Below are 13489 nucleotides of genomic sequence, written 5' to 3' on the forward strand. Positions count from 1 at the left end.
GCGGCATCCTTATATCAAGCCTTCGGCGCGCAGGAAATCTGCAGCGACCTGGGCTATCGGCAGCTGGTCGATATCCACTTTTTTATTCATCTCGGTCATCTTTGCGGTATCGATCTTTGCCGACAGCGCGTTGAGCTGTTCGGCAAGCTTCGGATTGGCGTCCAGAATCTCCTGGCGCACTACCGGCACTGCGCTGTAAAAAGCGAAGAACCCCTTGTTATCCTGAAGCAGCTTCAGGTCGAAGCCTTGCACCCGGCCGTCGGACGAATAAGTCAGGCCGGCATTCAGCTGGTCGTTACGCAGGGCGGTATACACCAGGCCGGCATCCATCTGCTTCACCTGGCTGCGGTCCAGGCTGAAGCCGTACAGCGCTTGCAGCGGCTCAAGGCCGTCGGGGCGCGAAGCGAATTCGAAATCCACGCCCATCAGGTATTTTTTATCCGCATCCTGTTTGCCGGCCCGGTTGATTCTGTCGGCCAGGTCCTCGATGGTGTTCAAGCCCTCTTCCTCGGCGCGTTGCCGCGGCACCGCCAAGGCATAGGTATTGTTCAGTTCGGACGGCTGCAGCCAGACCAGCTTCCTCGGCGCGTCCAGTTCCTTGACCCGTTGGTACGATTGGTCCCGGTCCAGCTTTTCATCTATCTTGTTGTACACGACCAGCGCGGTGCCGGTGTAATCCCAGACGATGTCGATCTGCCCGCTTTCCAGCGCCTGGCGCATGATGGTGGTGCCGAGGCCGTTTTTCAGGCTGGCCGTGTAGCCTTTCGCCTTCAGGTATTGCTGCGTCATGGACGACAGGATCAGCTGCTCGGTAAAGTTCTTGCCGCCGACCACCAGGCCGGCCGCATTCGCTTGCATCGCGCCGAACAGGCCGAGCGCAAAAGCCAGCAATGCTGTCATACGGAATTTATGCATGTTTGTTCCTTGTCAGAATAGGTGGCGCTCAGCGCAGCAGGCCGCGCTTGCTCAGGTAAGCATTGCTGCCCAGCGAAACGATCGCGTCCAGCATCAGCGCCAGCACGGCGGTGGCGGTGGCGCCCAGCAGCAACTGCCCATGGTTGTTCAGGTAAATGCCAGGGAAGATCAGGCCGCCCAGGCTCTCGCCGCCGATCAGGATGGACAACGGCGCGGTGCCGACATTGATCGCCAGCGCGGTGCGGACGCCGCCGACGATGATCGGCAAGGCATTCGGCAGCTCGACCCGGAACAGCACCTGCAGCGGCCGCATCCCAATGCCCTTGGCCGCCTCTTTCATCGCCGGAGAAACCTGCTTCAGGCCTTCATAGGTATTGCGCACGATGGGCAGCAGCGACGCCAGCCACAAGGCGAGGATGGCCGGCTTGTCGCCGATGCCGAACATGGCCAGCGCCAGCGCCAGCACCGCCATGGAGGGGATGGTGTTGCCGATATTGAAGATCTGCATCCATTTTTCGGCATGGCGGGAAAAGTACGGCCGGCTCAGCACGATGCCGGCGGGGATCCCGCACAGCAGCGCCAGCGACATCGACCAGGCCACGAGCACCAGATGACGGCCGGTGTAGTAGACCAGGTCGCCCTGGTACTGGCGGATGACGGCAGGGCCGATCGACCAGCCGATGGCGGCCACGACCAGTAATGTGACGGCGGCGCCGGCCATGGCGTTGCGATAGCGATTCGTCATGCTTACTCCCTTGCACAGGCAGCGGCGGCAAACGCGTGGCGCGGCACGCCGGCTTTTTGCCTGCGGCTACGCCAACGGTTTTTCTTTTCCGCTGCATATTGCATGACCGCAAAACACGGAACGGCATAGCCGGAACCTGTCAGCGCGACATGCAAATTCAATTTTTTATAATCTCGTCCGGTCTTCCCGCAGGGAGGACATTGAACAAGCCGACTGCCGCGTGGGGCGGCAAAGAATGCGAGGAATTCCCCGACTTTGGCGAAACTCCGGCGTTGCCGAAGCGTGAGACAACCCGCTGACGCGAGTCACGAAACCCAAAAATGTGCCGTTGAGGCAGCACCATGTTGTTGAGAGTTTGTCATTATAGCCAATTTTCTTGATGACGTCCAGTAATGGGTTTGTCGAAAGCTATTACCCAAATGTCTGAGAAGAGATCGAAAGAGGCTTTTTCGCCCGCGACAAGCCTGTTTTCCGCCGAATAAACAAAAATGCGAGACAGCCGGAAAACGGCGATCTCGCATGTCATTGTGATGCCGGCGACGCGGCATGCAGGCCAGTTTCAGCTGCATGCCTGGCTGGCTACCGAAGCCCGGGCAATCAGCCCTCGAGCTTTTTCGCCCGCGCCTGGACGTCAGCCAGGTTGCCTTTCACCGCGGCAGTCAAGCGCGTACCGTAATCAGCGTCGGCCTTGTAAAAATGGCTTAGCATGATTTGCTTGATTTCCGGATTGGCGACTTTTACCAGGTCGCTGGCAAGATTGCCGATCAGGTTCTCCTGCTCCTGCCGGGACAATGCGCGGTAGAAATCGCCGGCCTGGCTGAAGTTGTCGGTTTTGGCGATACGCGCCTGTTGCGTGCTGCCGCTCAGCGGCGTCTGCACCGCCTTGTATTGCGCGTCATCGGCATAGCTGCCGGCCTGGCGCGATGGCTGGTAATTGACATCCCCGGGCGGATTGGCGACAGCGCCGGCGCCGTTGGAGTTGTAATTATTCACCTTCACCAATGGCTGGTTGATCGGCAAATGCTGGTTGTTTGCGCCCAGGCGGTGGAACTGCGTGTCCGCATACGAGAACAGGCGGCCCTGCAGCATGCGGTCTTCCGACGGCTCGATGCCCGGCACCAGGTGCGAGGGCGCCATGGCGACTGATTCGGTGGTTTCAAAGAAATTCTCCGGCACCTTGTTCAAGGTCATGGTGCCGATCCTGGTTTCGGCGATGCCGGGCCAGATCTTGGTGGCGTCCAGGGCATCGAAAGCAAATTTGCCCAAATCTTCAGGCTTCACCACCTGCACGTACAGATCCCATTTTGGAAATTCGCCGCGCTTGATTGCCGCGTAGAGGTCATCGGTCAGGTTATTGAAATCTTCGCCCTGTACTTTGGCCGCTTCGGCACGCGTGAGATTCTTCACGCCTTGCTGGCTTTTCCAGTGGAATTTCACATAACTGACCTGGTTCTGCGCGTTGACCATTTTAAATGCGTGGACGCCGTTGCCATCCATCATGCGGTAAGAAGCCGGGATGCCGAGGTCGGAATACACGCGCGTCAGCATGTGGGTGCTTTCCGGCTGGTGGCTGAAAAAATCGAAGAAGCGGTTTGGATCCTGCGTATTGGTGATCGGCGACGGTTTCAGCGAATGGACCATGTCGGGAAACTTGATGGCGTCGCGGATAAAAAATACCGGCAGGTTGTTGCCGACCAGGTCCCAATTGCCTTGGTCGGTATAAAACTTGGTGGCAAAACCGCGCGGATCGCGCAGCGTCTCCGGCGAGCCGCTTGGGTGGATCACGGTAGAGAAACGTACGAACACAGGTGTCTTTTTACCGGCGGCGGCAAACAGGCTGGCGCGTGTCAGTCCGGACAAATCGCCGGAGGAGACAAACTCGCCTGCGGCGCCGGTGCCGCGCGCATGGACCACGCGCTCTGGAATCCGTTCGCGGTCAAAGCGCTGCAGCTTTTCAATCAGATGCGTGTCTTGCAGCACGTCCGGCCCGCTCGGACCGGCGGTCTGCGAATTCTGGTTGTCGCCGATCGGCGAGCCATTGTCTCGGGTCATGGTTTGGGCGGTAGCAGCGGATGCCAGCAATGCGCCGAAGCCCAAGGCCGCGATGCGCGAGAGTGAAAACTGTCTGGATATCTTCATAATTTGGCCTCTATGTTTTGTCATGTGCGGGGATACGCCGGCAAATTATGAAGTTCCAAAACATCTTTTCATATTGATAATTTCCAATGGGAAATATAGTTAAATACTATCAATATACGCAATTCAATTTATAACAATGAATGACATCCGGCGGTCAATGAGATCAAAACAATCGTGCCAACCGAGTCCTCCTCGCCCGCAAAGCGGACAAGCAGAAGCGCGGTCGAGCACCCGCAGATTCCGGTTTGACGAAATCCCGGGATTGACGCGGCAATGGAAAAACAGGGAGAAGAACGAGATACGGCTTGCCGCCGCCGCAGTCACAGTTGGCTAACCGTGGCTGCGGCGGGAGGGAGGAGGATGAATCAGAGCGCCTTGCGCAATTTGCTGGCGGCAGCGGCCAAGGCGGTGATGCGCGCCCAGTCGCCGGACTTCAGCACATCTTTCGGCGTCAGCCAGGAACCGCCGACACAGGCGACGTTCTTGCAGGCGAGGAAATCCGGTGCGCTTTCCAGCGAAATGCCGCCGGTCGGGCAGAACGTGACGTCGCCCAGGGGGCCTGCAATCGCATTGAGCATGCCGACGCCGCCGGCCGGCACTGCCGGGAACAGCTTCAGCTGGCGGAAGCCGGCTTCGCGCGCCGCCATCACTTCGGACGGCGTCATCACGCCAGGCAAGAGCGGCAGGCCGCTGGATTTGGCGGCGGCGATCAGGGCCGGCGTCAAGCCGGGCGAAACGCCGAACACCGCTCCGGCATCGCGCGCGGCGACGAATTCGTCAGCCTGGGTCAACGTGCCGACGCCGACAATCGCGCCCGGCACCTGCTCGGCGATGGCACGGATGGCCGGCAAGCCATGCACCGTGCGCAGGGTCACTTCAAGCACGCGGATCCCGCCCGCGACCAAGGCTTTGGCCAGCGGCACCGCATGCTCGATATCGTCGATCGCGATCACCGGGATCACCGGCGACGCGCGCATGATGTCCAGCAGCTGGTTGCCGTAAAGGAGATTTGTGGATGTCATATCGTTGCTTTCTGTGGTTGTTCTGAATGTGCGGCAGCTTCCGGATTGTGCAGGACGGGCGGCAAACCAAAGCTGGTGGCGCCCTCTTCCGCTGCGCTCACCGTGGTGCGGAACATGGCAAACAGCTCGCGGCCCATGCCGACGTGGTTGGCAGTCAGGTCGATCGCCAGCGGCTGGCGCTGCGCCCATTCTTCGGCCGGCACCAACGCTTCCAGTATACCTTGCTCGGCATCCATGCGGATCATGTCGCCGTCGCGCACCAGGCCCAGCGGGCCGCCGGCCAGCACTTCGGGCGTCACATGGATCGCTGCCGGCACTTTGCCGGAGGCGCCTGACATGCGGCCGTCGGTGACCAGGGCTACATGGCGGCCGGCGTCCTGCAGGATGCCCAGCGCCGGCGTCAATGCATGCAGCTCCGGCATGCCGTTGGCGCGCGGGCCTTGATGGCTCAGGACGGCGACAAAATCGCGGTCCAGCTCACCGGCGCGGAACGCCTTCATGAACGCTTCTTGCGAATGGAACACTACTGCCGGCGCCTGCACTACCCAATGCTCTTTCTTGACCGCGGAAATCTTGATGACCGAGCGTCCCAGGTTGCCGGTCAGCAGCCGCAAGCCGCCGTCGGCGGAAAACGGCGCAGTGGCCGTGCGCAGCACCGAATCGTCGCCGCTCACCGCGGGAGCCGGCTTGAACACCACCGCTTCGCCATCCAGGAATGGTTCGGCGCAATGGGCGCGCAGGCTGTCGCCGAGGATGGTTTTGACATCCTCATGCATCAGGCCGGCATCCAGCAATTCGCGGATCACGAAACCGGTGCCGCCGGCAGCATGGAAGTGATTGACGTCGGCGTCGCCGTTCGGATAGATGCGGGTAACCAGCGGCACTACCGCGGACAGCGCATCGAAATCGTTCCAGTCGATGACGATGCCGGCCGCCTTGGCGATCGCCACCAGGTGCAAGGTGTGGTTGGTGGAGCCGCCCGTCGCCAGCAGCGTGACGATGGCGTTGACGATGCTCTTCTCGCTCACTACATGGCCGACCGGCAGATACTGGTTGCCACGGTCAGTGATTTTCAATGCCTGGCGCGCCGCCTCGGCGGTCAGGGCATCGCGCAACGGCGTGTTTGGCGTGATGAATGCGGAACCCGGCAGATGCAGGCCCAGCGCTTCCATCAGCATCTGGTTGCTGTTGGCGGTGCCGTAGAAAGTACAGGTGCCGGCGCTATGGTAAGACTTGGCTTCCGCCTCCAGCAGTTCGGCGCGGCCGATCTTTCCTTCAGCGTAGAGCTGGCGGATCTTCACCTTCTCCTTGTTGGTCATGCCGCTGGTCATCGGCCCGCCAGGGATGAACACCGCCGGCAGATGGCCGAAATGCAGCGCCCCGATCAGCAATCCCGGCACGATCTTGTCGCAAATGCCGAGATAGACCGCAGCGTCGAACATGTTGTGCGACAACGCAATCGCAGTCGCCATCGCAATCGCGTCACGCGAGAACAGGGACAGTTCCATGCCAGGCTGGCCTTGGGTCACGCCATCGCACATCGCTGGCGTACCGCCGGCAAACTGGGCGACGCCGCCGGCAGCATGGACTGCATCCTTGATGATTTGCGGGTAGCGCTCGAACGGCTGGTGGGCCGACAGCATGTCGTTATACGAAGAGACGATCGCGACCGATGAACTTTTGTCCTGTTTCAGCCTCAATTTATCATTCGTTGGAAACGCGGCGAAACCGTGTGCAAGATTGGTGCACGACAGCGCTCCGCGCTGTACATCCTGGCGACGCGCATGCTCGAGGCGCGCCAGATAAGCGCTACGATAAGGCTGGCTGCGCGCAACGATACGTTCGGTGACTTTGGCGACGCTGGCTTGAACAGACATGATTAGATCCTTGAAACAGTAGGAATTTGAAATTTTACTACAAAATAATGCAGCAACGCTAATTTGCCGCCCTTTTTTCCACCCTTGCCTGCCCCCATCCATCTTTTACGGCAGCCCCGCCTCACCTACGAAGCAGCACTCTTAGCCGTACGACAAGCTATGACCGTTATCTGGAGAAAACCACAAGCCGCCCGACCAATGCGGACCGCAAAGCCACGCTAAACAAGCGCGCTACAAAATATTTTGTAGTGAAATTACCGATAACTGTTGTATAGTCGTATAAATTCCTGACCGACAATAAAGACTCCGGATATGCCACAACCAGCGCTTAATACTACCGCCAGCTTCCAAGCCTTGCATGCCCATTACGCAGCAGTCAAAGATACGTCGTTGCGCGAACTGTTCGCCGCCGCCCCGTCGCGCTTTGAACAGTTCTCCGTCAAGGCAGCCGGCCTGTTCCTCGATTATGCAAAAAACAATGTCACCGCGGAGACCATGGGCCACCTGTTTGCCCTGGCCCGGGAACGCCAGCTCGAAACCCGGCGCCAGGCGATGTTTGCCGGCGCCAAAATCAACACCACCGAACACCGCGCAGTCCTGCACACAGCCCTGCGGGCGCCGCGCCTGCCGGCCCTGGAACTGGACGGCCAGCAGGTCAGCGCCGATGTGCATGCGGTGCTTGAAAGAGTTCAGACTTTCACCGCCGCAGTTCGTTCCGGTACCTGGCTGGGCTACAGCGGCAAGCCGATCAAGGATATCGTCAACATCGGCATCGGCGGCTCCGACCTCGGCCCCAAGATGGTGTGCCAAGCCTTGCGTCCTTATCAACAGGCCGGCCTCACGCCGCACTTCGTATCCAATGTCGACGGCGACGACCTTGACGCCGTGCTCACGCAGGTCGATCCGCAAACCACGCTGTTCGTGATCGCCTCGAAAACCTTCACCACTGCAGAAACCATGATGAATGCGCATTCGGCGCGCAACTGGTTTTTGCAGAATGCCGCCGGCGCGCAAGAATCCGATCTGCGCAAGCATTTCGTTGCCGTTTCCACCAATGTCGAGGGCGTCACCGCGTTCGGCATCGATGCCGCCAATATGTTTCCGTTCTGGGACTGGGTCGGCGGCCGTTATTCAGTATGGTCGTCGATCGGCTTGCCGGTTGCGTTGGCGGTCGGCTTCGAGCATTTCAGCGAATTCCTGGCCGGCGCCCACGCCATGGACCGGCATTTCCAGGATGCGCCGCTGGAACAGAACATGCCGGTGATCCTGGCTTTGCTGGGTGTCTGGTACCGCAATTTCTTCGATTACCGCTCGGTATCGATCGCCCCCTACCACCAAGACCTGGGCAACTTCCCGTCCTACCTGCAGCAGCTGGAAATGGAAAGCAACGGCAAGCGCGTCAGCCTCGACGGCGCCACGCTTGAAGCAGCATCTTGCCCTATCATCTGGGGCAATGTCGGCACCAACGGCCAGCACGCTTATTTCCAATTGCTGCACCAGGGCACGGACGTTACGCCGGTCGATTTCATTGCAACCCTGCACGCCAGCCACCAGCTGCCAGGCCACCAGGCGGCGCTGCTGGCCAACTGTTTCGCCCAGTCGGAAGCCCTGATGCGCGGCAAGCACGCGGACGAAGTGCAAGCGGAAATGCAAGCCAAAGGCATGCCGGCCGACCAGGTCGCCGCCCTGCTGCCGCACCGCACTTTCCCCGGCAACCGCCCTAGCAACACGATCCTGATGGAAGCGCTGACGCCGGCCAGCCTCGGCGCGCTGATCGCCTTGTACGAACATAAAGTGTTTGTCCAGGGCGTGATCTGGGACGTCAACAGTTTCGACCAGTGGGGCGTCGAGCTGGGCAAGGTCCTGGCGAGCAATATCCTGGGCGAACTGACCACGGCTCCTGATCCACAAGGCCATGACAGTTCAACCAACGGCCTGATCGCGTTGGCGCGTACAGCTTTGTCATAACAGGGTTATATTTCTCGGCAGGATGGGAAGGCCCAAGGCTGCGCCAACCATCCTGCATCTATCTCTCAATAGCGGCAGCAATTTATAGGTCTTAATTATCATGGCTCTTGCAGAATTCGATTTGGCAATCTTTGGCGGTACCGGCGACCTGGCGATGCGCAAGCTGCTGCCGGCAATGTATGCGCGTGACCGCGCCAACGACTTGCCGCCGGGGGCGCGCATCCTGTGCATCGGGCGCCATGAAAGCAGCGACGCGGATTTCCTCAAGCACGTAGAACAAGACGCCAAGCCGCACATCAGCAAGGAAAGCCTGGACGCCACGGTCTGGCAGCGTTTTTGCAAACGCATCAAATATGTCGGCATGGACGCCACCGATACCGCCTCCTACAAGGCGCTGGTGGAAGCCATGCGGCCTGACCACGCGATCACCAATGTGTTTTACCTGGCGACTCCGCCCAGCCTGTTTTCAAAAATCTGCAAGAACCTCGCCGCCTGCGGCCTGGCCACTTCCAATTCGCGCGTAGTGCTGGAAAAGCCCTTGGGACGCGACCTCGCCAGCGCCAAGCAGATCAACGCCGAAGTCGGCGAGGTATTTGCCGAATCGCAGATTTTCCGTATCGACCACTACCTCGGTAAAGAGACGGTGCAGAACCTGCTGGCGCTGCGCTTCGGCAACGTGCTGTTTGAACCGTTGTGGCGCCGCGAATGGATTTCCGATGTACAGATCACGATTGCCGAAGAGCTGGGCGTCGGCAACCGCATGGGTTACTACGAGACTTCCGGCGCCCTGCGCGACATGCTGCAGAACCACTTGCTGCAGCTGCTGTGCATCGTTGCCATGGAACCGCCGGTATCGATCACGCCGGATGCGGTCCGCGATGAAAAGCTGAAAGTCCTGCGCTCGCTGAAGCCGTTCACGCCGACTACGCTGGCGCAAAACGTGGTGCGCGGCCAATACCGCTCCGGCCACGTCGAAGGCGTCGCCGTACCGGGCTATCGCAAGGAAGCCGACGCCAATCCGCACTCGCGCACGGAAACCTTTGTCGCCCTCAAGGCTGAAGTCGATACCTGGCGCTGGGCCGGCGTGCCGTTTTACCTGCGCACCGGCAAACGCATGGCCGATTCGCTGGCGGAAATCGTGATCCGTTTCAAGACCATTCCGCATTCGATCTTCGCCCAGCCGAACAGCAGCTTCGAGCCGAACTGCCTGGTGATCCGGCTGCAGCCGGATGAAGGCCTGACCCTGAACCTGATGGCCAAGACTCCCGGCGACGGCATGCGCCTGAAACCGGTCGAGCTGGAACTGAATTTCCGCGAGAGTTTCAAATCGCCGCGCATGGAAGCTTACGAACGGCTGCTGCTGGACGTCTTGCGCGGCCAGCTGACGCTGTTCATGCGCAGCGACGAACTGGAAGCGGCATGGGAGTGGGTAGAACCGATCCTGGAATTCTGGGACCAGGAAGAAGACGATCCGATTCCGTACACCGCCGGCACCTGGGGCCCCGCTGCGGCCAGCGCCCTGATTGCGCGCGACGGCTTGCAATGGCGTGAAGAAGCGCTGCCAGAACTCTGACCGGGCTGGAACTCGAATGACGATGCTGCTGGACGCGATCCGGACCCAGATCGACTTGCTGTCGAAGTCGGAGAAGAAGGTCGCGCTGACGATTCTCGACAATCCGCAGCTGGCGCTGGCGGAAAACATCACCGCCCTGGCCAAGAACGCACAAGTGTCGGAGCCGACGGTAGTGCGTTTTTGCCGCGCCATCGGCTACGAAGGCTGGCACGATTTCAAGCTCAAGCTGGCGCAAAGCCTGGCGGTGGCGCTGCCGGGCGCGAACGAAATGCTGGCGCAGGACGATATCGCCGCCGACCTGGTCAACAAGATCTGCAGCCGCTCGATCAACACCCTGCTCGACCTGCGCAACCACCTGAGCGCCGATGCGATCCAGAAGGCGCTGGACGTCCTGCTCAAGGCGAACAAGATCGAGTTCTACGGCCAGGGCACTTCCGGTATCGTGGCAGCAGATGCCCAGCACAAATTCTTCCGCTCCGGCGTTCCCACCGTCGCCTACTCCGATCCGCATATCCACAGTATCGCTGCGTCGCTGCTGCAACCGGGCGATGCAGTGGTAGCCATTTCGCAGCGCGGCGGCAATGCCGCCCTGCTGCGCAGCGTGCAGCTGGCCAAAAAAGGCGGCGCCGACATCATCGTGCTTGGCCCCAGCGGCACGCCGCTGGCTGAGCTGGCCACGGTGCTGGTGCCGATCGACCTCAGCTTCAACATCGATCCCTATACGCCGATCTCGGCGCGCCTGGCGCACCTGGTGGTGATCGACATCCTGGCGGTCGGCCTGGCGCTCAAGCGCGGCCCAGAATTCCGCAAGAAAATGCAGAACGCGCAAAAAGCCTTGCAGCAGTTCGACATGCAGTTCGATTCGTTTTTTCGCTGACGCCGCCCTGTGCCGCCTGCGACGCATCTATAAAAAATACAGACATGAGACCAGATTCCCCAGCGCCCGATTACCGCGATCCAGAATTCCTGCGCGACAGGATGCGGCGCGACATCGCCTTCTTCCATCCGCGCGCGATTGATCCAGCCGGCGGTTTTTTCCATTACCTGAACGACGACGGCAGCGTCTACGACAGCGCCAGCCGGCACCTGGTCAACAGCAGCCGGATGGTGTTCTGCTACGCCCTCGCCTGGCGCCTCGACGGCAAGGAAGAATATCGCGAGGCAGCCAGCCATGGTTTGCGCTTCCTGCAGCAACAGCACTGGCAACCGTCATACGGCGGTTACGCCTGGGTGCTCGAAAACGGCGTCGCCGTCGATCGCACCCAGCATTGCTACGGCCTGGCGTTCGTGCTGCTGGCGCATGCCCATGCCCTGCGCATCGGCATCAGCGAAGCCGCCGACGGCATCGCCGCCACTTTTGACCTGATGGAAAAACTGTTCTGGTCAGAAGCAGACGGTCTGTACGCCGACGAGGCAACGCCGGCAGGCGTGGTGTCGCCTTACCGTGGCCAGAACGCCAATATGCACAGCTGCGAAGCCTTGATTGCGGCGTTCGAGGCCACCGGCGAGCAACGCTACCTGCAGCGCGCCGAGCTGCTGGGGCACAACGTCACGGTGCGCCAGGCGGCGCTGGCGGACGGCTGGATCTGGGAACACTACCATGCCGACTGGAGCGTGGACTGGGAATACAACCGCCACGACAGCAGCAACATGTTCCGCCCGTGGGGCTTCCAGCCCGGCCACATGACCGAGTGGTCCAAGCTGCTGTTGCTGCTGGAGCGCCATCGTCCGCATTTGCAAGGCGACGCCGGCTGGCTGCTGCCGCGCGCGCGGGAGCTGTTCGATGTCACCATGCCGGCCGCCTGGGACCAGGCATCCGGGGGCATGGTGTATGGACTGGCGCCGGATGGCAGCGTCTGCGACGGCGACAAGTATTTCTGGGTACAAGCCGAATCGCTGGCCACCGCGGCGCTGCTGGCGGCGCGTAGCGGCGACCAGGCTTACTGGGTCAGCTACGGCAAATTGTGGGATTACAGCAGCGCGCACCTGATAGACCAGGAACGCGGCGGCTGGTACCGCATCCTGCGGCAGGACAACCGGCGCTATGGCCCGGAAAAACCGCCGCACGGCAAAACCGATTTCTATCATCCGATGGGCGCGTACCTGGAAGCACTGGCGGCGGTCGGCAGTCCGCTTGAATAAATTGAATAAGCACTCAGTTGAATAAGCACTTGAATCAATTCCTTTAAACATTGCATGGATGCTGTCATGTCTGACAAACCCGTTCTCACTTTTCCTCAATTCATCAGCGCCGGCGAAGCACTCACCGACCTGATACGGGTCGGCGCCGACCAGTGGCTGAGCAAGACCGGCGGCTCGACCTGGAACGTGGCCCGCGCCGCCGCCAGCCTGGGCGTTTCATCGGCGTTTGCCGGCGCCATCAGCCAGGACTGGTTCGGCGACGAACTGTACGCTGCCAGCCAGGAAGCCGGCCTCGACCTGCGCTTCCTGCAGCGCGCGGCGCGTTCGCCGTTGCTGGCGGTGGTCTATGAAACCTCGCCGCCGCAATACAATTTCATCGGCGACAACAGCGCCGACCTGTCGTTCGACCCGGGGGCGCTGCCGAGCGGCTGGCAGCAGGCTGCGCAATGGGTGCACTTCGGCGGCATCAGCCTGACCCGCTCGCCGCTGGCGGCGCGCCTGATCGAACTGGCAGAGGACCTGCACAGCCGCGGCGTGAAAATAAGCTACGACCCGAACTTCCGCAACGTGATGGACCAGCGTTACGACGCGGTGCTGAAAAAGATGGCGCAGCTGGCGGATGTGATCAAGGTTTCGGATGAAGACCTGGCCGGCCTGTTCCGCACCGGCGACACCGAAGCCGCCCTGGCGACGCTGCGCGGCTTCAATCCGGACGCAACCGTGCTGCTTACCCTGGGTTCCCAGGGCGCCGCGATCCATGCCGGCGACCAGTACTGGCAGGTAGCGCCGCCGCCGATCACCGTGGTCGATACAGTGGGTGCGGGCGACGCCGGCATCGCGGGCTTGATCTATTCGCTGATACAGGAAGCTGCTGCACCTGCAGCATCGGGCAGCCAAAATGCAGTACCCGACTGGCTGCAACACCTGCGCTTTTCGATTGCCTGCGGTTCAGCCGCCTGCCTGAATGCCGGGGCCAAACCGCCGCAACTGGGGCAGGTTCGGGCCTTGCTGGAAAAAATATAAGGTGTTGGCCCGCCATACCGCACTGCACGATAAATGTATCTAAATTACTTGTAGTAAAAATACAGATAAAAAAATTTCCACAAGA

At 60.6% G+C, this 13489-nt stretch carries 10 protein-coding genes; 5 read left to right on the top strand and 5 right to left on the bottom strand.

Features of this window, described 5'->3' with window-relative positions:
- Positions 1 to 9: 9 nt before the first annotated feature.
- The 5 genes from BM062_RS15450 to edd form a co-directional block, all read right to left on the bottom strand.
- Positions 10 to 915, bottom strand: a complete 906-nt coding sequence (locus BM062_RS15450; protein WP_092398383.1) for a glycine betaine ABC transporter substrate-binding protein — start codon at positions 913 to 915, stop codon at positions 10 to 12.
- Between the two features lie 28 nt (positions 916 to 943).
- Positions 944 to 1660, bottom strand: coding sequence for an ABC transporter permease (locus BM062_RS15455; protein ID WP_092398385.1), 717 nt, complete (start codon positions 1658 to 1660; stop codon positions 944 to 946).
- 597 nt (positions 1661 to 2257) lie between these two features.
- Positions 2258 to 3799 (bottom strand): catalase, encoded by a 1542-nt coding sequence (locus tag BM062_RS15460; RefSeq protein ID WP_092398387.1) that lies wholly within the window; start codon positions 3797 to 3799, stop codon positions 2258 to 2260.
- Between the two features lie 365 nt (positions 3800 to 4164).
- The gene (locus BM062_RS15465) at positions 4165 to 4821 is read right to left on the bottom strand and encodes a bifunctional 4-hydroxy-2-oxoglutarate aldolase/2-dehydro-3-deoxy-phosphogluconate aldolase (RefSeq protein ID WP_092398389.1); all 657 of its coding nucleotides are present in this window, start codon (positions 4819 to 4821) and stop codon (positions 4165 to 4167) included.
- A complete protein-coding gene (gene edd, locus BM062_RS15470; RefSeq protein WP_092398391.1) occupies positions 4818 to 6698 on the bottom strand; it encodes a phosphogluconate dehydratase in 1881 nt (626 codons plus the stop codon). The genes BM062_RS15465 and edd overlap by 4 nt, the downstream gene beginning before the upstream one ends.
- 312 nt (positions 6699 to 7010) lie before the next feature.
- Between edd and pgi the strand changes: the two genes are divergently transcribed.
- The 5 genes from pgi (at position 7011) to BM062_RS15495 (ending at position 13404) form a co-directional block, all read left to right on the top strand.
- Positions 7011 to 8666, top strand: a complete 1656-nt coding sequence (pgi, locus tag BM062_RS15475; protein WP_092398393.1) for a glucose-6-phosphate isomerase — start codon at positions 7011 to 7013, stop codon at positions 8664 to 8666.
- Positions 8667 to 8766: 100 nt separating this feature from the next.
- Positions 8767 to 10239, top strand: a complete 1473-nt coding sequence (zwf, locus tag BM062_RS15480; RefSeq protein ID WP_092398395.1) for a glucose-6-phosphate dehydrogenase — start codon at positions 8767 to 8769, stop codon at positions 10237 to 10239.
- Between the two features lie 22 nt (positions 10240 to 10261).
- Positions 10262 to 11116, top strand: coding sequence for an SIS domain-containing protein (locus tag BM062_RS15485; protein WP_092398567.1), 855 nt, complete (start codon positions 10262 to 10264; stop codon positions 11114 to 11116).
- Positions 11117 to 11160: 44 nt separating this feature from the next.
- On the top strand, positions 11161 to 12381 hold the full coding sequence (locus BM062_RS15490) for an AGE family epimerase/isomerase (protein WP_092398397.1): 1221 nt from the start codon (positions 11161 to 11163) through the stop codon (positions 12379 to 12381).
- Positions 12382 to 12447: 66 nt separating this feature from the next.
- On the top strand, positions 12448 to 13404 hold the full coding sequence (locus tag BM062_RS15495; RefSeq protein ID WP_254785094.1) for a carbohydrate kinase family protein: 957 nt from the start codon (positions 12448 to 12450) through the stop codon (positions 13402 to 13404).
- The last annotated feature ends 85 nt before the right edge of the window (positions 13405 to 13489 follow it).

This window comes from Collimonas sp. OK412, from assembly GCF_900112135.1.
Taxonomy (GTDB): Bacteria; Pseudomonadota; Gammaproteobacteria; order Burkholderiales; family Burkholderiaceae_D; genus Collimonas; species Collimonas rhizosphaerae.

Coding starts and splice junctions, on each gene's coding strand:
- BM062_RS15495 (WP_254785094.1), top strand. CDS start 12,448: ATGTCTGACAAACCCGTTCTCACTTTTCCTCAATTCATCAGCGCCGGC.
- BM062_RS15460 (WP_092398387.1), bottom strand. CDS start 3,799: ATGAAGATATCCAGACAGTTTTCACTCTCGCGCATCGCGGCCTTGGGC.
- BM062_RS15450 (WP_092398383.1), bottom strand. CDS start 915: ATGCATAAATTCCGTATGACAGCATTGCTGGCTTTTGCGCTCGGCCTG.
- pgi (WP_092398393.1), top strand. CDS start 7,011: ATGCCACAACCAGCGCTTAATACTACCGCCAGCTTCCAAGCCTTGCAT.
- BM062_RS15490 (WP_092398397.1), top strand. CDS start 11,161: ATGAGACCAGATTCCCCAGCGCCCGATTACCGCGATCCAGAATTCCTG.
- zwf (WP_092398395.1), top strand. CDS start 8,767: ATGGCTCTTGCAGAATTCGATTTGGCAATCTTTGGCGGTACCGGCGAC.
- BM062_RS15485 (WP_092398567.1), top strand. CDS start 10,262: ATGCTGCTGGACGCGATCCGGACCCAGATCGACTTGCTGTCGAAGTCG.
- edd (WP_092398391.1), bottom strand. CDS start 6,698: ATGTCTGTTCAAGCCAGCGTCGCCAAAGTCACCGAACGTATCGTTGCG.
- BM062_RS15465 (WP_092398389.1), bottom strand. CDS start 4,821: ATGACATCCACAAATCTCCTTTACGGCAACCAGCTGCTGGACATCATG.
- BM062_RS15455 (WP_092398385.1), bottom strand. CDS start 1,660: ATGACGAATCGCTATCGCAACGCCATGGCCGGCGCCGCCGTCACATTA.